Genomic DNA, 19,711 nt, shown 5'->3' with positions numbered 1-19,711 from the left:
AATATAAATTAATTTAGATACACTGCTGTGTATCTCTACAGAAAATCATTGAATATCATATTTCATTTTACGTAAAACCCGTAATGCTTCCTTAAAAGATAAATATATCTGTCCAAAAGGCTTTAAAAGTAATTTAGCATCGATCAGTTTTTGTTTGGCTTCATCAAAACCATTCAAATAACAAATCATAAAAGTAGAGGGCAGGTTTTCTAAATCTTTTAATTCACGTTCAGATAAAGCAAAACCTTTCTGCAGTTTTTGAAGCAATGCGATATTCGAATTATAAATATGAAACAGCATTCTCTTATTGAATTCAGGAGGCTGAAACAACATTTGACGGTCAATTTTATAATAACCGTTATCAAAAAAATGTATAGTCTGTTTTTCTAACGGATAATAGCTTGTTTTATCATTTAATCCAAGAGGAACATATTCGGTTATGGTAAAAGTATCATCATCAAAAACAATCGTAACAACGTCCTGAGCCGAATAAAAAAGCTTGATCTGTTCATTTATCAATTCAATATCAACACGTGAAAGAAAGGTTTTATCTCTTGACTTTTTAGGTACTCCAGCCCAGCAAATCACAAACAATTCTTTAAAAACACGATATTTTGGCATCATGTCTTTATGCCTGAAATTCATAAAATCGAATACGCCGTCAAGTGTATACTGAATACTGTTTCGGGAACTGTTTTCGATTCCGATAACAGTTTCGGTATTCTGATAATTTTTTTCGACTTCGCCTTCTACAGGGACCGAATTACTTCCGCGCCTGACAAAAATACTATTCGCCGCAATGGTATGGATTCCCTTTTTGAAAAACGAAATCTGGCTTTTAGGCTTAATGGTAACCAATCCTATTACCTTGTCTTTTGGAAGATTTGGAAAAGGCACATTTTCGTACTGAATTTTAGGCGGGTTTTCTAAAAACGCATTAACAAGATTCTGAATCCGGCTGTCATCAAAAAAATCATCACCCACGATTTCGTTATCATGATCTTCAACACCAACAACGATATACGAATTATTGGTTGGGTTTGAATTTGACAATGCACAAATATGTTTCAGGAACTTTCCTTTTCCTTCACGTGAATGCAAATTCAGCTGTCTTTTTTTATCATAAAAACTGCTCTCATCATTGTGAGCAAGCAGATTTTTTATTAAAAGGCGTTTATTGATCATTATTTTTTAGATGTTAGACTGACTTAGAATTTTAGATTTTTTAGATTGGACTTTTAATATCTTGTACTTAAAACTTTCAGATTATTTAAACAGCTAAATCTAAGAAGTCTAAATCATTCTAAAATCTAATTAATCCTTTTTAACAATCGTCGATGATGCCTGCGCAGTAGACATGACAATTAAATCGGCAATATTAACATGGTACGGTCGTGAAACCACAAAATGAATAATATCAGCAATGTCTTCTGCTTTTAAAGGATCGAAACCTTTGTATACATTTGAAGCTCTTTCTGTATCGCCTTTAAATCGCACTTCGCTAAATTCTGTTTCAACCAAACCAGGATGAATTCCGCTTACTTTAATTTTGTATGGGTTCAAATCGATTCGCATTCCCTGCGTAATAGCATCTACCGCATGTTTTGATCCACAATATACATTTCCGTTGGCGTAAACCTCTTTTCCAGCTGTTGAACCGATGTTGATGATGTGTCCTGATTCTCTTTCAACCATTTGCGGAATAATAGCTTTCGAAACATACAAAAGCCCTTTCACATTAATATCAATCATAGCATCCCAATCGTCAATATCACCATTCTGAATTGGATCTAATCCATGTGCATTTCCTGCATTATTAATTAAAACGTCAATTGCAGAAAAATATTCCGGCAATGAATTTATGCTTTCAAAAACAGCATTTTTATCCCTGACATCAAAAGACAAAGAATGTACTTCTGTATATTCTGAAAGTTCTTCTTCAAGTTCAGTCAGACGATCTTTTCGTCTTCCGCAAACGATAATTTTATAATGATTGCGCGCAAATATTTTAGCGGTTGCTTTACCAATCCCACTGGTCGCTCCGGTAATTAGAACTGTTTTTTTCATTTTGACTCTTATATTTTGCCACAAATTAAAAAACCTTACTAGATTGAAAAATCCAATTTTAATCTGTGGCAAATGTTTTTTCGCTTAAAGCGAATTTTAAAATTTTTTATGCTTGTAAACTATTTGTTTTAAAGCAACTCTTCTCCCCTGCTTTCTGTCCAGATTGCAAACCAATCTTCTTTATCCATTTCAAGTTCAACTGCCTTCATCAAGGATTGAATTCTGGCAACATTTACAGTTCCTGCAACCGGAATTACTTTAGCCGGGTGTTTTAAAATCCATGCCAGTAAAAGTGTATCAGAGCCTAAATGATATTTTTCTACTAATGTCGAAAGTAATTTTTTCAAACGGCGTGTTTGTTTGGTATCCTCCCTAAAAACGGTTCCAAGAGGATTCCATGCCAATGGACTGATTCCATGAATTTGTGCATAATCAAAAGTCCCATCTGTCATCGGTTCAAAATTTGTAGCCGAGAATTGAACTGAATGATAACTAACTTCTGTTTTCTGACGAATTAATTCAACTTGCGAATTGCTGAAATTTCCAACTCCAAAATCAATAATCTTTCCTTCTGATTTTAATTTTTCAACCGCTTCGGCAATTTCTTCAGCCTGCATTAACGGACTTGGTCTTTGCAGTAAAAAAACATCAATATAATCTGTTTTTAATTTCTTCAGTGATTCTTCTGCAGACCAGATAATGTATTCTTTCGAATGTTCATAATGTCTTATTTTATTGTGACGGTCTTCAGTCACCATCTGGATACCGCATTTGGTAATTAATTGCAATTTTTCGCGGGAAATTTTACTGTCTTTAAAAGCCTTTCCAAATTCTGCCTCGGTGGTGTAATCTCCGTAAATATCAGAGTGGTCAAATGTTGTAATTTTGTTTTCGATACAGAGCTGTATCATACTTTCCATTTCTTTTGAAGTAAGATTTTTGTCCCAAACGCCCCAATTCCTAATACCCGAAATTACAGGCGATAATAAAGTTTTGCTCATTGTTTTGCTGTATTATTTTTAGTAATAATGATGCTTATTTATAGCATAATCATCAAAGTTCTTAAAAATATAAAAATAGATTCACAATTCGTCCTTAAAATTAGGTCCTTGGTCGAAGTTTTAACCATTTTTTAACATCCTACTTCTCAAAAAATATTCAATTTGCACTCTCAAAAATCAGGTATAAAAATCAGGAGTTTTAAAAGGTTTTTAAAAATATTTATATGGAAGAAAATACAACGACTTTAGACATTAGAGCGATAAATGAAAAAATTGAGAGAGAAAGTGCTTTTATAGACCTTCTTACAATGGAAATGAACAAAGTTATTGTGGGCCAGAAACACATGGTCGAACGTTTATTAATTGGTCTTTTGGGACAAGGGCATATTTTACTCGAAGGTGTTCCGGGTCTGGCCAAAACTTTAGCGATAAATACATTGTCTCAGGCAGTACAAGGTTCTTTCAGCCGTATCCAGTTTACGCCGGATTTATTACCTGCCGATGTTATCGGAACGATGATTTACAACATCAAAGCAAACGAATTCTCTATTAAAAAAGGACCAATTTTTGCCAACTTTGTACTTGCTGATGAGATAAATCGTGCTCCTGCAAAAGTGCAGTCAGCTTTACTTGAGGCAATGCAGGAAAAACAAGTTACAATTGGCGATACAACTTTCAAACTTGATCGTCCGTTTTTAGTATTGGCAACTCAAAATCCTGTTGAACAGGAAGGAACATACCAGCTTCCTGAAGCGCAGGTTGACCGTTTCATGCTCAAAACCGTAATTGATTATCCAAAAATTGACGAAGAACGTTTTGTAATTCGCCAAAACCTAAAAGGATCTTACGAAAAAGTAAACCCTGTAGTTTCTGTAGAACAAATTCTGCGCGCACAGGAAGCGGTTCGCGAAGTTTACATGGACGAAAAAATCGAAAAATATATCTTAGATATCATCTTTGCTACCCGTTATCCGGAGAAGTACAAACTAGCCGACTTAAAACCTCTTATCAGTTTTGGAGCATCACCACGTGGAAGTATCAATTTAGCCAATGCGGCAAAATGTTATGCATTCATCAAACGCCGTGGATATGTAATCCCGGAAGATGTTCGTGCTGTTGTACATGATGTATTGCGTCACAGAGTTGGAATAACATATGAAGCTGAAGCTGAAAACATTACTTCTGTAGACATTATCAACAAAATCGTAAACGAGATTGAAGTACCTTAAAAAGTTGATGGTTGATAGTTTTTTGGTTGATGGCACATACCCCATCAACCAACAACCAATAACCATAAACCAAATAAAAAATGGATACAAAAGAGCTTTTAAAAAAAGTACGGAAAATAGAAATCAAAACCAAAAGACTGAGCAATCATATCTTTTCGGGAGAATACCATTCTTCATTTAAAGGGCGCGGGATGACTTTTAGCGAGGTACGACAGTACCAGTATGGCGATGATATTCGTAACATCGACTGGAATGTAACCGCACGCTATAATGAAGCCCACGTAAAAGTTTTTGAAGAAGAACGCGAACTCACCATGGTTTTAATGGTCGATATTTCGGGTTCTGAAGGTTTTGGCTCAAAAAGTCAGTTTAAAAAAGACATCGTAACCGAAATTGCTGCAACGATGGCTTTTTCGGCTACACAAAATAACGACAAGATTGGTTTAATATTGTTTTCGGATAATGTCGAATTGTATATTCCGCCCAAAAAAGGTCGTTCGCATGTTTTGAGAATCATTCGTGAGTTAATCGAATTTGAACCAAAAAGCCAGAAAACCGACATTGCCGAAGCTTTAAAATTTTTATCAGGGACTCAAAAAAAGAAAGCAATTGTTTTTATGATTTCAGATTTCATGTCTGAAAATTATGAGCATACTTTAAAAATTGCTTCTAAAAAACATGATATTACAGGCGTTCGTGTCTACGATATCCGTGAAGAAAAAATCCCAAATTTAGGAATGGTAACGATGCTCGATGCCGAAACCGGAAAAATTCAGCTCGTAGACACAGGCTCTAAAAAAGTCCGAATGAATTACGAAAAACATTATCAGGAAAGAGTTAATTATTTCAAGGAAATTTTTAGTAAATCGGGTGCCGGTGTCGTAAACACAAGAGTCGACGAAAATTACGTAACTAAATTATTGGGGTATTTTAAATCGAGATAATTTAGATTATCAGACATCTTAGATTGTTAGAATATTAGATTAATTTGAAGAATAATTATAAATAAAATCGCTTAAGCTGAATCTGTTTTAAGCATTCATTTTAGACTAAAATCTGAAATCAAAAAATCAAATGAAATTAAAATTTTACATATTTCTATTTTTACTTACTTCAGCTGTTTTTGCACAACAAAAACAAGTAGAAACCAGTATTGATAACACAAAAAATAAAATTGGTGCCGAGTTTAAGTTAATGCTTAAAACGGTGGTGAGTTCAAAATCTAAAGTTGTATTTCCTGCTCTAAAAAACATTGGTCCGTTAGAAGTTATTCAATCGTACCCGATTGACACCGTTAAAAAAGACGGTACTTATGAACTTATTAAAAAATATGGTTTAACGCAATTTGATTCCGGAAGATATATTATTCCTCCGGTTAAAATTCTGATTGACAAAAAGCCACATTTGAGCGATCCTGTTACTGTTGAAGTAGCCAGTGTGAAAGTGGATACTTTGCAGCAAAAAATGTATGACATTAAAGATATTTCAACTGTTGAAAATGGCATTGGAGACTGGTGGATTTATCTTTTGATTGTAATTCTAATTATCGCAATTGGTGTTTTTGTTTATTGGTACATGAAAAAACACCAAAAGAAAAAAATTGAAGAGGAAGTCTATAAAACACCAATCGAAAAAGCAACCAGCCTGTTAAACGTATTAGAGAAAAAAGAACTTTGGCAAAAAGGTGAAGTAAAAGAATATTATAGCGAACTGACTGATATTGCGCGAAATTATATTGAAGAAGCAATTCAGATTCCAGCTATGGAAAGCACAACTTCTGAATTGATTCAGGGACTTAAAACGGCTTCTGCCAAAAAGAAAATGAGCCTGACTACTGAAACTGTCGAAAATCTGGAACGAGTTTTAAGACAGGCGGATTTAGTGAAATTTGCAAAATCAAAACCATTAGAGTTTGAAATTACAGAAGACAGAAATAAAATTCAGAAAGCAATTTTAACGCTAGATAATGCCATCCCAACCGAAGTTCCTGTTGAGGAAGCAGATCAGTTATTAAATGAAGCACAAAAACAGAAACAAATTAAGCTTCAGTTAAAGAAACAAAAAAACAAACGTATTGCAATTGCAGTGGGTACAGTAGTATTTTTAATAACTGCTACTACTACTTATTTTGTGGTTACAAAAGGATTCAAGTTTGTAAAAGACAACTTAATTGGCCATCCAACTAAGGAATTACTGGAAGGAGAATGGGTAAAAAGCGAATACGGTAATCCGGGCATTTTAGTTGAAACTCCAAAAGTTTTAAAACGACTGGATACTCAAAAAGTACTCCCAAAAGAAGCGATGGCTCTTATTAAAGAAATGCAGCTTTTTGGTTATGGAAGTTTAACGGATAACTTCTACATTACGGTTTCTACAGCAAAATTTAAAGCCCAGACAGAAATTGATTTATCAAAAGCACTTGAAGGTAATTTAAAAATTATCGAAACTCAGGGAGCCAGAAATATGATTGTGAAACAGGAAGATTTTGAAACCAAAGAAGGAATTACTGGTATAAAAGGTTATGGAACTTTTACTCTTATTAACGACACTTTGAAATCGAGCACTAAAATTTACTATGAAGTCCTGATGTTTAAACAAGAGGGCGGATTACAGCAAATAGCTATATTCCATGAAGAAGGAGACACCTATGCTAATGATATTTCGGAAAGAATTTTAAATTCGGTAGAACTTAAAAGAGCAAGCAACTAATGGAAAAAATAACTTTTTTAAATCCGGATTTTTTTTGGCTTTTTTTACTAATCCCAATTGCAATAGGATGGTTTTTCTGGAAACGCAATCAGCAATCGGCTACCTTAAAAATGAGTTCAACTCAGGGTTTCAAAAATAGCGAATCTCTATTGACAAAATTAAAACCTTGTTTATATATTTTCAGGATTATCGCTTTGTGTTCTTTGATTATTGCTTTGGCAAGGCCTAGAACAGTTGACATCAGTAATGAGACTAAAACAACAAAAGGAATCGACATTGTAATGGCGATGGACGTTTCGGGAAGTATGCTCGCCAAAGATTTAAAGCCCAACCGTATGGAAGCTCTAAAAAGGGTTGCGGCTGATTTCGTTAACGAAAGACCAAATGACAGAATCGGATTAGTATTGTATGCCTCTGAAGCCTACACTAAAACGCCTGTAACGAGTGATAAGGCCATTATTTTGGAAGCTATAAAAGAAATCAAATACGATAATGTATTACAAGACGGTACCGGAATTGGAATGGGTCTTGCAACTGCCGTAAACCGACTTAAGGACAGTAAAGCAAAAAGCAGGGTAATTATTCTGCTTACCGATGGTGTAAATAATGCAGGATTCATCGAGCCTGAAACAGCTTCTGATATTGCAAAACAATACGGAATAAAAGTATATACCATTGGAATAGGAACTAACGGAATGGCTGAATTTCCTTACGCATATGCTCCAAATGGCGGTTTTTTATTCAAAATGCAAAAAGTAGAAATTGACGAACAATTACTGAAAAGCATCGCCAGAAAAACAGACGGTACTTATTTTAGAGCGACCAGTAATGATAAATTGGCGGAGATATACAATGCAATCAATAAATTAGAAACTACTGAAATACAGGAATTAAAATTCTACGATTATGATGAAAAATACAGGTTTTTTGTATTACTCGCCGGGATTTTATTATTGTTGGAGGTTGGTTTAAGAAATACAGTTTACAGAAGCTTTATTTGATTTTTCAAATCAAAAAATTTCAATTTTTAAATTCCAACTCCCAACTTGGAATTATGAATTTAAAATTTGGGAATTAATTTAGTACGAAAGCAAAATTTGGAATTTGGAATTTATCTCAACAATTATTGAGATTGGAATTTTAAAATATTTATGGAATTAGACGAAAAAAAATATTTATATCTATTGTTTCTTATCCCGATTGTGGTATGTGTTTTTCTTTTCAATATGTATTGGAAAAGAAAAAAACAGCGTGAATTTGGTGACTTGGAAATGGTAAAAAAACTAAGCCCCGAACGTTCTGTTTTTAAACCTGCTTTAAAATTAGTATTGTTTCTTTTGGCATTGGTCTGTTTGATTATTGGTTTGGTTAATCCAAAAATTGGAACCAAAATGGAAACTGTAAAACGTGAAGGAATTGATATTGTTTTTGCAGTTGACGTTTCAAAAAGCATGCTTGCCGAGGATGTGGCACCAAGCCGTTTAGAAAAAAGCAAGCAGTTGGTTTCGCAAATCATCAATAACTTAGGAAGTGACAGAATTGGAATTGTGGCCTACGCCGGAAGTGCATTCCCGGTTTTACCCATTACAACAGATTATAGTGTAGCCAAAATGTTCCTGCAAAGCATGAATCCTGATATGGTATCATCTCAAGGAACTTCATTAGACGAAGCGATTCTTTTATCTTCAAAATATTTTGATGAAAAAAGTAAAACCAGCAAGTTATTAATTTTGATTTCTGACGGAGAAGATCATTCTGAAGGAGCTTCAGCAGCAGCGGAAGAAGCCAACAAATTAGGAATGAAAATTATTACAATTGGTGTAGGAACAGAAAAAGGGGGAACTATTCCATTAAAAGAAAATGGAGTTGTAAAAAGCTTTCAAAGAGATCAAAACGGAGAAGTTGTTATTACAAAACTAAATCAGGAAGGTTTAAAAGCGATTGCAAAAGCTACCAAAGGCGGATATGTTTACGGAGGAAGTACTAAAGAAGTCCTCGAATACGTAAAAAATGCATTGAATAATATTCAGAAAACAGAATTTGAAGCTACACAAATGGCAGACTTTCAATCGCAATTTCAATGGTTTTTAGGTTTTGCCTTCTTACTATTATTCCTTGACATCTTTCTACTGGAAAGAAAAACAAACTGGATAAACGAGTTGAATTTATTTAACGAAAAGAAATAATTGTTTCGGATAAATACGGAAACAAAAAAATAAAAAACAGAATGAAAAATTTACTTCTTTATATTTTACTAACCTTTTCTTTGGCAGTTTCCGCCCAGGAAAAAGACAAAACATTGCCAGACGCCAATGAAGAATATAAACAGAATAAATTTGTTGATGCTGAGGCAAATTATAGAATTTCACAATCAAAATTTCCTAAAAAGGCTATAGCTTCTTATAATTTAGGAAATACTATATACAAACAAAATCAGGCGTCAGAGGCAAAATTTGCTTATGCAAAAGCTATTAAAAATGCCAAAACCAGACCGGAAAAACACAAGGCTTTCCATAATTTAGGAAACGTGTTTATGAAAGAGAAAGATTATTCTCAAGCAGTTGAAGCCTATAAAAATGCACTTCGTAATGACCCTACCGATGATGAAACAAGGTACAATTATGCATATGCAAAACAAAAATTAAAAGAGAATCCTCCTAAAAACGATAAAAAAGACAACAAGGATAAGGACAAGAAAAACGATAAAAAAGACGACCAAAAAAAGGACGGAGACAAGAAAGACGGAAAGGACGATCAAAAGAAAGACGACAAAGGCGATAAAGACAAGAATAAAAAAGATGGAAAAAACGATCCGAAAAAAGATGAGAAATCTAACAATAACGGAGAGCCAAAACCTATGCCCGGAGGAATTTCTAAAGATCGTGTCCAGAATTTACTAGATGCGGTAAATAATGAAGAAAAGAAAATTCAGGACAAAGTAAATGCCCAAAAAGTAAAAGGAAGTCCTAAAAAAAATGAAAAAGACTGGTAGATTTTATTTTTAAATAAATATCAGGTTTTTTGAAAAAGGAATGGCTTTGACTCCCTTAGCTTCACAAATAATAAACGATGTAATTTTTTAATTTAAAAAGATTTAAAAAACGATTAAACAAGTAATGAAAAGATATTTAATTCTATTACTATTCACTTTTCAGGGGCTTATGGCTCAGGTTCAATTTGAGGCCAGAGTAAGCAAAAATACGCTTGGAGTTAACGAAAGACTTCGAATTGACTTTATCATGAATGTCGATGGCGATAATTTTGAACAGCCTTCATTTGACGGTTTCAGAATTGTTGGAGGGCCAAGTCAACAAATAAGTCAGTCCTGGGTAAATGGGAGAAGCTCTTTTCAGAAAGTTTATTCTTATTATTTATTGCCAAATCAAAAAGGTACATTTATAATCAAACAGGCTGCAATTGAATATAATGGTCAGGTTTATAAAACATCTCCTATCAAAATAACGGTTACCAATGCGGTTGCTCAGGAAAGAGATCCAAACGTGCAGCAACAACAGCAAGGAGGCGTAAACGGAAATGAAGTTTTAAACTTGGTAGCAGAAATTTCAAAAACAAATCCTTATATAAATCAGCCCATAACTGTTGTTTATAAATTATATTTTAATGGTATTGGTGTAACAGGCTTTAAAGAACTGGCTAAACCTAAATACAAAGACTTTTGGAATCAGAACATCGATATCAAGCAACTACTAGTTGAAGAAGGATTGTATAAAGGGGAACGCTGTTATTTTGTTGTTCTTAAAAAAACGATCCTATACCCTCAAAAATCAGGAAATCTTACTATTGAACCTCTTTCTTTAGACATCGGTATTCAGGTACCAAGGGGTCGTGATATGTTTGGACGAATCGTTACTGATGATGGAAATAAAACCGTTTCTGCAGGTGCCAAAACGATCAACGTAAGAGCACTACCAGAAGTAAATAAGCCAATTGGATTTACAGGAGCTGTTGGTAAACTTGATTTTAAAGTAACCCCATCAAAAACTTCTTTAAAAAATGGGGAGAGCCTTGATTTGGTTGTAAGTGCTACCGGTACAGGAAACATGAAATTGTTTACTTTACCTAAGCCTGTTGTTCCAAATGCATTAGAAATGTATGATCCTGTACATGATGAAAAAGTGAATACATCACTTGCAGGAATGTCCGGTACAATTTCGGACAAGTATACGATTATCCCTCAATATAAAGGGAAATATGCTATAAAACCAATGGAATTCTCGTATTTCGATTTGAATTCAGGCAGCTACAAAACCATAACTTCACCGGAAATTATGATTGATGTATTGGATGGCCCGATGCAGGCTGAAGCCGTTGCATCAAATAAATCGAAAAATGTGATTTCAAAATCGGAGCAATTTAAATATATTAAACCAAAAACGATTTTAGTTGCTATAGCCAAAGATGATTTTTACGGGTCTGATTTATATTATACCTTGTTATTGCTGCCTTTTGTTATTTTGCCAATTATTGTAATCGCCAGAAAGAAAAAAGAAGCCATTGACAGTGATGTCACCGGTAATAGAATTAAGATGAATAATAAGCTTGCGAAGAAATATTTATCTGAAGCCAAAAAACAACTTAACAATAAAGAGCCATTTTACATTGCCCTGGAAAAAGCAATGCATAATTTCCTGAAAGCTAAATTGCATATTGAAACTTCAGAAATGAGCAAAGACAATATACGTGAATTGTTATTATCCAGAAATTCGAATCCGGAAACGGTTCAAAGCTTTATTAATTTAACTGAAAACTGCGAGTTTGCACGATATGCTCCGGCATCAGGCGCATCAATTCAGCAGGATTATGACAAAGCTGTTTTAATTATTTCAGAATTAGAAAAACAAATTGTTTAGTTTTTAACCGCAACGTTCGCTAAGAATTGATTTAGCTTTCGCTGAATTAAAGTTCGCAAAGTTGAAAATATTACAAATAGAAAAATGAAAAACATACTATATCTCTTTTTATTAATCTCTCAGGTTTTCTTTGCTCAGAACAGCTTTGAAAAAGGTAATGCCTTATATCAAAAAGGACAATACCAGCAAGCAGCCCAAACTTATGAAAGTATAATTAAAGAAGACAAGCAACATTCGGCTGAATTGTATTTTAACTTAGGAAATTGTTATTATAAACTTAATAAAGTCGCGCCTTCGATTTATAATTATGAAAAGGCTCTTGTTTTGAAACCACATGATCCCGAAACTTTAAACAATCTGAAATTTGCCAAAAAACTAACCATTGATGAGATTAAAGAAGTTCCAAAGGTTGGTTTCGCAAAACTCATTCAGAATTTTACAGGTATTTTTAATTATAATAATTGGGCCTGGATTTCGGTGGGCATTGCATTTGCTTTTTTACTGAGCTTTATTGGCTATTATTTTTCACAGCTTACGCTTTCAAAAAGAATATATTTTATAGGAATGTTTATTTTATTGTTTGCTTTGTTATTGAGCGTTTCAGCAGGAATAACTGAAAAAGACCACTATAATAATGATCGTCCTGCAATCGTTTTTGCCGAAATGACAGAAGTGCGAAGCGAACCTCAAAAAGCAGGATCAAGCATTTTCTTATTACATGAAGGCGCAAAAGTTTATGTAAAAGAGGCTTTAGAAAACTGGAAAAAAATCGAATTGACAGATGGTACAGAAGGCTGGATCGATGCCTCTGCTATCAGGGAAGTTAAATAATAAAATTATAGCATAAAAAAAGTCCGTTTCTGAATTTAGAAACGGACTTTTTTTATGTGATTAAGTTATTTAATCTAAAGATTCTGTTAGTTTTTTGAAAACAGTTTTGGCATTTTTCCCTTCATATAATACTGCATAAACCGCATCAATAATAGGCGTTTTGGCTCCATAACCCTGATTTAGTTTATAAGCACTTTTCGTCGCGTAATAACCTTCGGCAACCATACTCATTTCCATCATGGCACTTTTTACGGTATAGCCTTTTCCAATCATATTTCCGAACATTCTGTTTCTTGAAAATACCGAATATCCTGTTACCAATAAATCGCCTAAATAAGCTGAATCATTGATATCACGTTTCATTTTATGTACTTTCTTGATGAATTTTCGCATTTCGCGGATTCCGTTGCTCATCATTACCGACTGAAAATTATCTCCATACCCCAAACCATGAGCAATTCCGGCAGCTATAGCATAAATATTTTTCAGCATTGCTGCATATTCGGTTCCAATAATATCGTCAGAAATTTTAGCTTTTATATAATTACTCGATAATTTTTTGGCAACAGTACAGGCTTTATCGGGATCACCACAGGCAATCGTTAAATAAGAAAGCCTCTCCAAAGCTACTTCTTCAGCATGGCAAGGACCTGTAATTACGCCAATATTATAGTATGGAATATCGTATTGAATGTGGAAATGTTCACCCACTATTAAACTTGTTTCAGGAACAATTCCTTTAATCGCCGAAAAGATAATTTTATTTTCTAAAGAAACCGTTAACGGTTCTAATTCTGCGTTAAGAAAGGCCGAAGGAATAGCAAAAATTAAGTAATCTGCATATTCAACTGCTTCGTTTATATTATTAGTTAATTTAAGTTTTGTTGTGTCAAATTCAACTGAACTTAAATAATTTGGATTATGCTTATATTTCTGAATATGTTCTATCGCTGCATCATTTCGCATATACCACGAAATTTCATCCAGGTTCACACACAACATTTTTGCAATAGCTGTTGCCCAGCTCCCACCACCAATTACTGCAAATTTTAAATTTTGGCTCATTATTTTATTAATTTAAAGCAAAAGTACTTAATAATGCAGTAATATCACAAAATGTAGTTTAAGAATTTCATAAAAAAGCCTTTAAACACGATGGTTTCAAGTTTCTTTAAAAAAAGCAACTATTTTTCTTCTATCACAATAAAAACTAAATCATTACGTTGTAACACATTATAAATTAGATTTTTAAATGAATTTAGTAAAAATTGAGTTAGTTAGTTTTGTTTTAGTATTTTAAAAGGCGTTCCTAAAAAATTTAAGAACGCCTTTTTTTTAATTCAAATTCCAAAATTTAAGCTCCAAATAACAATTTCTATTTCTTGATATTAAATAGATATTTCAACTTCAAACAAAAATTCCAAATTCCAATAATTTAGGTTACTGTTGGAATTTGAAATTTAAAAAAACTTGAAATTTTATTTTTTAGTAACTCATTTCAACAATAGATTTTACTTTATCCAAAGTTACCAGTTGTTTTTCTCCTAAACCTTTCCAGCCTCTTTCGTCAAAACGATTTACAATAAAATCAGCTGTTTTGTCATAGTCATTTGTGTATTGAGAAAGTTTAGTATCCATTGCCATAGTGTGGAAAAACTCTACGGTTTTATTGATAGCTTCTTTTGCAACTTCATCATCTGAACCTTTTAAGTTAAAAATTCTTCTTCCGTACTGCGCTAATTTTCCTTTCTTAGTTTCAAACATTACATTGTATAAACTTGGGCCAATAATCGCCAAAGTTCTCGCATGATCAATTCCGTATAAAGCGGTTAATTCGTGACCAATCATGTGTGTTGCCCAATCTGAGGGAACCCCTTTTTGGATTAATCCGTTTAATGCCATCGTACAGCTCCACATAAAATTCGAAGCCAAAGCATAATCGGTTGGATTTTCAACAACTCCCGGACCAATTTCAATTAAAGTCTGCAGAATTCCTTCTGCAATCCGGTCCTGTAAAAAACCTTCATGCGGATACGTTAGATATTGTTCCATTACATGTGTATAGGCGTCTACAACCCCATTCTGAATTTGTCTTTTTGGCAAAGATTCAATTACAGTTGGGTCACAAATAGAAAACTTCGGAAACATAGCACTTCCGCCAAAAGCCAGTTTTTCCTGGGTTGCTTTAATCGTAACCACAGAACCTGAATTCATTTCACTTCCTGTTGCCGGCAATGTCAAAACAGTTCCAAAAGGCACTGCATTTTCTTTAATCAACAAACGCTTTTGCAAAATATCAATCGGATTCCCATCAAAATGAACCGCTGCCGAAATAAATTTTACTCCATCAATAACTGATCCTCCTCCTACTGCGAGAATAAAATCGATTTTTTCGGCTTTTATCACTTCTACCGCTTTCATCAAAGTTTCAAAATGTGGATTGGGCTCAATGCCTCCAAATTCGACAATATCAAACCCTTTTAAGTTATTAATTACCTGTTCGTGAATTCCGTTTTTAAAAATACTTCCACCACCATATGCCAATAGTATTTTAGCATCTTTTGGAACCAAAGTCGAAAGTTTCTCAATTTGTCCTTTTCCGAAAATTAAATTCGTCGGATTGTATAATTCAAAGTTTAACATCTGCTTATTTTTTTAATTGTGCCATTAATTTTTCAGCTACCAGTTTTGATGAAGCCGGATTTTGACCTGTAATCAACAAACCGTCTTCTACGGCATAAGGTGCCCAATCAGCTCCTTTTGAATATTCACCACCATTGGCTTTCAAAGCATCTTCCAATAAAAACGGAACCACTTTTGTCAATCCAACACCTTCTTCTTCGGTATTTGAAAATCCGGTAACTTTTTTGCCTTTAACCAGATAAGAACCATCAATCTTTACATTTTTTAATGCTGCCGGTGCATGACAAACAAAACTTACTGGTTTTTTATGATTGTAAAAAGATTCAATCAAAGCAATAGAATTTTGATCTACAGCCAAATCCCACATTGGTCCGTGACCACCCGGATAAAAAACTGCATCAAAATCTTTCTGATTCACATCTGTAATTTTATGCGTATGTTTTAACTTTTCCTGTAAAGCTAAATCTGCATCAAAACGTTTAGTGTCTTCTGTAGCAGCACTCGGATCATTACTTTTTGGATCAATTGGCGGCTGACCACCTAAAGGACTTGCAATCTCTACAATATATCCCTGATCTATCAGCGTATAATAGGGAGCAGCAAATTCTTCTGTCCAAAATCCTGTTTTTTCACCTGTATCTCCTAATTTGTCATGGCTCGTAAGCACAAATAATACTTTTTTCATCTGTTTTTTATTTAATTTTTGAGCAGTAGTCGAAATGCTACCTGCTGTGAAAGCGATTATCGCAAATAATGCTATTTTGTTCATTTGATTAATTTTAAACAAATTTACGGCTTATGTGATATTTGTAAAAATAAAATAAACTATTTTTGTTATAAATAAAACTATATCATGGTAAATCTGGAATGGTACAGAACGTTTAAAGCTGTCTATAAAAACGGAAATTTTTCTATTGCTGCAAAGGAATTATTTATGAGCCAGCCGGCAGTTAGTCAGCAGATCTCTATGCTCGAAGCTCATGTTGGAAACAAATTATTTATTCGAAAATCTAAAGGTGTAGAACCAACCGAGTATGCTAAGTTACTGAATAACTTAATAATAGACGCACTTGATCGGCTTGAAAATGTGGAAAACACATTCAGGGCTAAAGCAGAAGATGCAACCCGGTTAATTTCTGTGGGAATCTCAAAACATCTTTTCAGCAGTGTGGGAAATAGTTTAATTGCAAAATTTGATTTAATCGATTTTACTTTTGCCGACGATGATACTCTTTTTTCGTTAGTCGATTCTAAAAAACTTGATTTTGCAATTGTTTCTAAAAAATATGATACGTTTGATACGATTCAGGAAACGGTTGCTAAAATTAAACTGGTGATGGTTGGACCAACGAATTTAGATATTACTGAATTTCGCCAGAAACTCAAGTCAGATGATTTTACCGGAGCAGAACAATGGCTAAACGAACAAAAATGGTATTCTCATGACGCCAGGATTCCACATATAAAACTATTCTGGCTGCATGCTTTTCACAAAAAAAGACCTTCAATGGTTCCCAATTATATCATTCCGTCAGAATATGAAATGCTGGAAATGCTCTCTAAAAATTCCGGTGTCGCTGTAACGTGGAATTGCAATGCGAGAAAATTTATCCAGCAAAACAAACTACAATTGGTTTGGAATAGTTTCCACGTGCCTGAAGAATATGTCTATTTACTGGCTGCTAAAAACAACAACCTAAAGACTTTTTTTGACACCATTGCCAACGAAGTTAGAATAGCCTTATCTACTTAAAAATCATTGCTTCAAAAAAAATCATCAAAAATGATGAGCATGGATATTCTATTGCACATTAAATTTGTTCTATAGCAAAATCAGGTTTATCCCAATTTTTTTGTGGGTTAAAATTTAAATTGCTCAGCGTAAGAAATATAAAACTTTATATTTGTGTAAATCTTACGCATTTAGAATATGACTAACATTCAAAATATCAGAGTAGCTGTTGATGCAATTGTATTTGGCTACCAGCACAACCAATTGTATGTCCTTTTGATACAGCAGAAATTTGGTACTCAGGAATCATATTGGGCTTTACCTGGCGGTTTGGTCAAAAATGACGAATCGTTGCAGGATGCAGTAAAAAGAGAATTAAAAGAAGAAACCAATGTTACCGTAACTTATTTTGAACAGCTCTTTACTTTTGGTGATGATGTAAATCGAGATCCCAGAAATCGTGTGATTTCTGTGGCCTATTTTGCTCTGGTTGATCCTTCCAAATTAACCATCAAAGCAGATTCTGATGCCGAACATGCACAGTGGTTCAAAATTAATGAGGTTCCAACCTTAGCTTTTGATCATAACAGTATTCTAAAAAAGGCTATCGAGCGCCTAAAAGCAAAACTTACTTATGAGCCGGTTGGCTTTGACTTACTGCCAAAAGAATTCCTTTTTTCTGAACTTGAAAACTTATACTGTACCATTTTAGACAAAGAAATTGACAGGAGAAATTTCAGAAAAAAAATATTAAGTTTTGAAATCATTGAAGAAACAGAACAATTTGGATCCTCAAAAAGCGGACGTCCGGCAAAACTTTTCAAGTTTAACAAATTGAAATATAATGAATTAACCAAAAAAGGCTTTCACTTTGAAATAAAGTTTGCGTAATTTTTACACAAAATAAATTGTCAATCAAAAATATAATTCTATATTTGCGTATAATTAACGCAAACTAAAAAAACTATGATACTAAATTTAGACCCAAAATTCGCTCCTATACTTAACCAGGAAGAAATCCAGTTTCAAAGTTTTACCTTTTCTGGCGGAGAACCACATATTAAAATCAATCCTGATTTTGATACAACACAAAAAGTAACCATAACTCACCGGTTAAATTCATTCAACGATTTAGGTTTGTTGTGTATTACTGTTGATGCTTTACGCAGAATGGACGTTAAAATCATTGATCTTTTTATTCCGTATTTCCCGGCAGCAAGACAAGATCGTGTGATGATAAAAGGAGAATCTTTATCTGTAAAAGTGTATGCGGATATTATAAATACGCTTCAATTAAATAAAGTTTATGTTTTTGATGCACACTCTGAAGTTACTCCGGCATTGGTAAACAACTGTGAAGTCATTCCGAATCATACTTTTATCCAACAAGTTTTAAAGGTAATTGGCGAAAACGTAAAATTGATTTCTCCCGATGGTGGCGCTTTGAAGAAAATCTATAAAGTTTCTGAATTCTTAGGCGGAGTTGAAGTTGTAGAATGCAGTAAAAGCCGTGACGTAAAAACCGGAAAATTGTCTGGGTTTAAAGTTTACAATGATGATTTGCAAGGAATGGATTGTTTAATTGTAGATGATATATGCGACGGAGGAGGAACTTTCGTAGGATTAGGCGAAGAACTTAAAAAGAAAAACGCCGGAAAGCTATACTTAGCAGTAAGCCACGGAATCTTTAATAAAGGTTTTGAAGTTTTAAATTGCTTCGACGGCATTTTTACAACAAACTCTTTTAAAGATTTTGAAGGTGAAAATGTTCAGGTCGTAAAATTAGAATTATGAATAAAAATTATAGAGTAGAAATAGCAAATAAAACATTAGAAATCATACAGAATGGTTTTTATGAATATAAAGGAAAAAAGATTGCGGTAGAAAAAGAACTCAAAGATTCCATACAAAATACATTTACAATTGCACCAAATGACTGGAATGAAATCTTAAAAACACCAATCGAAAATAAGTTTGAAACAGAAATTGTTATAAAGAATTGTTCAACCATTGAAGCAATTGTTAAGGAGAAAAATGGTAAAATCTGCGTTTTGAATTTTGCTTCTGCAAAAAATCCGGGTGGTGGGTTCTTAGGAGGAGCTTCTGCTCAGGAAGAAAGTCTGGCGAGATCTTCAAACCTTTATGCAACACAAATCAAAGACAAAACGATGTACGATTTTAATAGAAATCAGTCCTCGTTTTTATATTCAGATTACATGATTTATAGTCCGAATGTTTTGTTTTGGAATGATAACAATGGAAATTATTTTGAAAAACCATTTCTTGTAGATATGATTACCGCACCAGCACCAAACAAAGGTGCGATGCAGCAACATAACAGAAAAAAAGAAATTGCTGAAACAGAAGATATTTTCAAAAAAAGGATGGCTAAAGTGTTGGCAATAGCTTTAAAACAAAAAAGCGATACACTTATTTTGGGAGCTTGGGGTTGTGGCGTTTTTAGAAATGAACCCAAAGATGTAGCACATTTATTCAAAGCAATTATTACAGAAAAATATGCAGGTGCTTTTAAAAAAATAATCTTTGCCATATTTGACAATTCTGAAAAGAAATCCAATTTCAAACAATTTGAAGAGATATTAAATTAAGTTGAAAAGTTTCAGGTTT

18 protein-coding genes are annotated in these 19,711 nt (G+C 33.7%); 12 read left to right on the top strand and 6 right to left on the bottom strand.

The window, feature by feature from the left end:
* Positions 1–45 precede the first annotated feature (45 nt).
* The 3 genes from FLACHUCJ7_RS07995 to FLACHUCJ7_RS07985 all read right to left on the bottom strand — a co-directional run bounded on the left by FLACHUCJ7_RS07995 (position 46) and on the right by FLACHUCJ7_RS07985 (position 3,068).
* On the bottom strand, positions 46–1,185 hold the full coding sequence (locus FLACHUCJ7_RS07995) for an ATP-binding protein (RefSeq protein ID WP_180908538.1): 1,140 nt from the start codon (positions 1,183–1,185) through the stop codon (positions 46–48).
* 129 nt (positions 1,186–1,314) lie between these two features.
* Positions 1,315–2,067 carry an SDR family NAD(P)-dependent oxidoreductase gene (locus FLACHUCJ7_RS07990; RefSeq protein ID WP_180908537.1) on the bottom strand — a complete coding sequence of 251 codons (753 nt, stop codon included), beginning with the start codon at positions 2,065–2,067 and terminating at the stop codon, positions 1,315–1,317.
* Between the two features lie 128 nt (positions 2,068–2,195).
* A complete protein-coding gene (locus FLACHUCJ7_RS07985) occupies positions 2,196–3,068 on the bottom strand; it encodes an aldo/keto reductase (protein ID WP_180908536.1) in 873 nt (290 codons plus the stop codon).
* A 224-nt stretch (positions 3,069–3,292) separates the two neighbouring features.
* On the opposite strand from FLACHUCJ7_RS07985, the gene FLACHUCJ7_RS07980 reads away from it, so the two are divergent.
* The 8 genes from FLACHUCJ7_RS07980 to FLACHUCJ7_RS07945 all read left to right on the top strand — a co-directional run bounded on the left by FLACHUCJ7_RS07980 (position 3,293) and on the right by FLACHUCJ7_RS07945 (position 12,708).
* A complete protein-coding gene (locus tag FLACHUCJ7_RS07980; protein ID WP_017497457.1) occupies positions 3,293–4,297 on the top strand; it encodes an AAA family ATPase in 1,005 nt (334 codons plus the stop codon).
* 80 nt (positions 4,298–4,377) lie between these two features.
* A complete protein-coding gene (locus FLACHUCJ7_RS07975; protein ID WP_078229100.1) occupies positions 4,378–5,241 on the top strand; it encodes a DUF58 domain-containing protein in 864 nt (287 codons plus the stop codon).
* Between the two features lie 130 nt (positions 5,242–5,371).
* Positions 5,372–7,006, top strand: coding sequence for a hypothetical protein (locus FLACHUCJ7_RS07970; RefSeq protein WP_078229099.1), 1,635 nt, complete (start codon positions 5,372–5,374; stop codon positions 7,004–7,006).
* On the top strand, positions 7,006–8,007 hold the full coding sequence (locus tag FLACHUCJ7_RS07965) for a vWA domain-containing protein (RefSeq protein ID WP_180908535.1): 1,002 nt from the start codon (positions 7,006–7,008) through the stop codon (positions 8,005–8,007). Before FLACHUCJ7_RS07970 ends, FLACHUCJ7_RS07965 begins: the two co-directional genes overlap by 1 nt.
* Positions 8,008–8,157: 150 nt before the next feature.
* Positions 8,158–9,192 carry a VWA domain-containing protein gene (locus FLACHUCJ7_RS07960; RefSeq protein WP_078229097.1) on the top strand — a complete coding sequence of 345 codons (1,035 nt, stop codon included), beginning with the start codon at positions 8,158–8,160 and terminating at the stop codon, positions 9,190–9,192.
* 41 nt (positions 9,193–9,233) lie between these two features.
* On the top strand, positions 9,234–9,998 hold the full coding sequence (locus FLACHUCJ7_RS07955; protein ID WP_180908534.1) for a tetratricopeptide repeat protein: 765 nt from the start codon (positions 9,234–9,236) through the stop codon (positions 9,996–9,998).
* A gap of 124 nt (positions 9,999–10,122) precedes the next feature.
* On the top strand, positions 10,123–11,877 hold the full coding sequence (locus FLACHUCJ7_RS07950; protein ID WP_180908533.1) for a BatD family protein: 1,755 nt from the start codon (positions 10,123–10,125) through the stop codon (positions 11,875–11,877).
* Positions 11,878–11,961: 84 nt separating this feature from the next.
* Complete coding sequence (locus tag FLACHUCJ7_RS07945) at positions 11,962–12,708, top strand: tetratricopeptide repeat protein (RefSeq protein WP_180908532.1); 747 nt, start codon at positions 11,962–11,964, stop codon at positions 12,706–12,708.
* 69 nt (positions 12,709–12,777) lie between these two features.
* Here the strand turns inward: FLACHUCJ7_RS07945 and FLACHUCJ7_RS07940 are convergent, their stop codons facing one another.
* The 3 genes from FLACHUCJ7_RS07940 to FLACHUCJ7_RS07930 form a co-directional block, all read right to left on the bottom strand.
* Complete coding sequence (locus FLACHUCJ7_RS07940) at positions 12,778–13,773, bottom strand: NAD(P)H-dependent glycerol-3-phosphate dehydrogenase (RefSeq protein ID WP_078229093.1); 996 nt, start codon at positions 13,771–13,773, stop codon at positions 12,778–12,780.
* A 420-nt stretch (positions 13,774–14,193) separates the two neighbouring features.
* Entirely contained in the window at positions 14,194–15,351 is a 1,158-nt protein-coding gene (locus FLACHUCJ7_RS07935; protein ID WP_180908531.1) for an iron-containing alcohol dehydrogenase, read from the bottom strand.
* A 4-nt stretch (positions 15,352–15,355) separates the two neighbouring features.
* Positions 15,356–16,120, bottom strand: a complete 765-nt coding sequence (locus FLACHUCJ7_RS07930; RefSeq protein ID WP_180908530.1) for a type 1 glutamine amidotransferase domain-containing protein — start codon at positions 16,118–16,120, stop codon at positions 15,356–15,358.
* 84 nt (positions 16,121–16,204) lie between these two features.
* On the opposite strand from FLACHUCJ7_RS07930, the gene FLACHUCJ7_RS07925 reads away from it, so the two are divergent.
* The 4 genes from FLACHUCJ7_RS07925 (at position 16,205) to FLACHUCJ7_RS07910 (ending at position 19,692) form a co-directional block, all read left to right on the top strand.
* A complete protein-coding gene (locus FLACHUCJ7_RS07925; protein WP_180908529.1) occupies positions 16,205–17,104 on the top strand; it encodes a LysR family transcriptional regulator in 900 nt (299 codons plus the stop codon).
* A 177-nt stretch (positions 17,105–17,281) separates the two neighbouring features.
* Entirely contained in the window at positions 17,282–17,974 is a 693-nt protein-coding gene (locus FLACHUCJ7_RS07920) for an NUDIX hydrolase (protein WP_180908528.1), read from the top strand.
* A 75-nt stretch (positions 17,975–18,049) separates the two neighbouring features.
* Positions 18,050–18,877, top strand: coding sequence for a ribose-phosphate diphosphokinase (prs, locus tag FLACHUCJ7_RS07915; RefSeq protein WP_180908527.1), 828 nt, complete (start codon positions 18,050–18,052; stop codon positions 18,875–18,877).
* Positions 18,874–19,692, top strand: coding sequence for a TIGR02452 family protein (locus FLACHUCJ7_RS07910; RefSeq protein ID WP_180908526.1), 819 nt, complete (start codon positions 18,874–18,876; stop codon positions 19,690–19,692). Before prs ends, FLACHUCJ7_RS07910 begins: the two co-directional genes overlap by 4 nt.
* The last annotated feature ends 19 nt before the right edge of the window (positions 19,693–19,711 follow it).

Origin of the sequence: Flavobacterium salmonis, assembly GCF_903819435.1 — a bacterium.
Classification (GTDB): Bacteria; Bacteroidota; Bacteroidia; order Flavobacteriales; family Flavobacteriaceae; genus Flavobacterium; species Flavobacterium chungangense.
This window is presented reverse-complemented; position numbering and strand designations above follow the sequence as displayed.

Coding starts and splice junctions, on each gene's coding strand:
- FLACHUCJ7_RS07935 (WP_180908531.1), bottom strand. CDS start 15,351: ATGTTAAACTTTGAATTATACAATCCGACGAATTTAATTTTCGGAAAA.
- FLACHUCJ7_RS07910 (WP_180908526.1), top strand. CDS start 18,874: ATGAATAAAAATTATAGAGTAGAAATAGCAAATAAAACATTAGAAATC.
- FLACHUCJ7_RS07990 (WP_180908537.1), bottom strand. CDS start 2,067: ATGAAAAAAACAGTTCTAATTACCGGAGCGACCAGTGGGATTGGTAAA.
- prs (WP_180908527.1), top strand. CDS start 18,050: ATGATACTAAATTTAGACCCAAAATTCGCTCCTATACTTAACCAGGAA.
- FLACHUCJ7_RS07975 (WP_078229100.1), top strand. CDS start 4,378: ATGGATACAAAAGAGCTTTTAAAAAAAGTACGGAAAATAGAAATCAAA.
- FLACHUCJ7_RS07965 (WP_180908535.1), top strand. CDS start 7,006: ATGGAAAAAATAACTTTTTTAAATCCGGATTTTTTTTGGCTTTTTTTA.
- FLACHUCJ7_RS07945 (WP_180908532.1), top strand. CDS start 11,962: ATGAAAAACATACTATATCTCTTTTTATTAATCTCTCAGGTTTTCTTT.
- FLACHUCJ7_RS07985 (WP_180908536.1), bottom strand. CDS start 3,068: ATGAGCAAAACTTTATTATCGCCTGTAATTTCGGGTATTAGGAATTGG.
- FLACHUCJ7_RS07970 (WP_078229099.1), top strand. CDS start 5,372: ATGAAATTAAAATTTTACATATTTCTATTTTTACTTACTTCAGCTGTT.
- FLACHUCJ7_RS07960 (WP_078229097.1), top strand. CDS start 8,158: ATGGAATTAGACGAAAAAAAATATTTATATCTATTGTTTCTTATCCCG.
- FLACHUCJ7_RS07955 (WP_180908534.1), top strand. CDS start 9,234: ATGAAAAATTTACTTCTTTATATTTTACTAACCTTTTCTTTGGCAGTT.
- FLACHUCJ7_RS07940 (WP_078229093.1), bottom strand. CDS start 13,773: ATGAGCCAAAATTTAAAATTTGCAGTAATTGGTGGTGGGAGCTGGGCA.
- FLACHUCJ7_RS07930 (WP_180908530.1), bottom strand. CDS start 16,120: ATGAACAAAATAGCATTATTTGCGATAATCGCTTTCACAGCAGGTAGC.
- FLACHUCJ7_RS07920 (WP_180908528.1), top strand. CDS start 17,282: ATGACTAACATTCAAAATATCAGAGTAGCTGTTGATGCAATTGTATTT.
- FLACHUCJ7_RS07980 (WP_017497457.1), top strand. CDS start 3,293: ATGGAAGAAAATACAACGACTTTAGACATTAGAGCGATAAATGAAAAA.
- FLACHUCJ7_RS07925 (WP_180908529.1), top strand. CDS start 16,205: ATGGTAAATCTGGAATGGTACAGAACGTTTAAAGCTGTCTATAAAAAC.
- FLACHUCJ7_RS07950 (WP_180908533.1), top strand. CDS start 10,123: ATGAAAAGATATTTAATTCTATTACTATTCACTTTTCAGGGGCTTATG.
- FLACHUCJ7_RS07995 (WP_180908538.1), bottom strand. CDS start 1,185: ATGATCAATAAACGCCTTTTAATAAAAAATCTGCTTGCTCACAATGAT.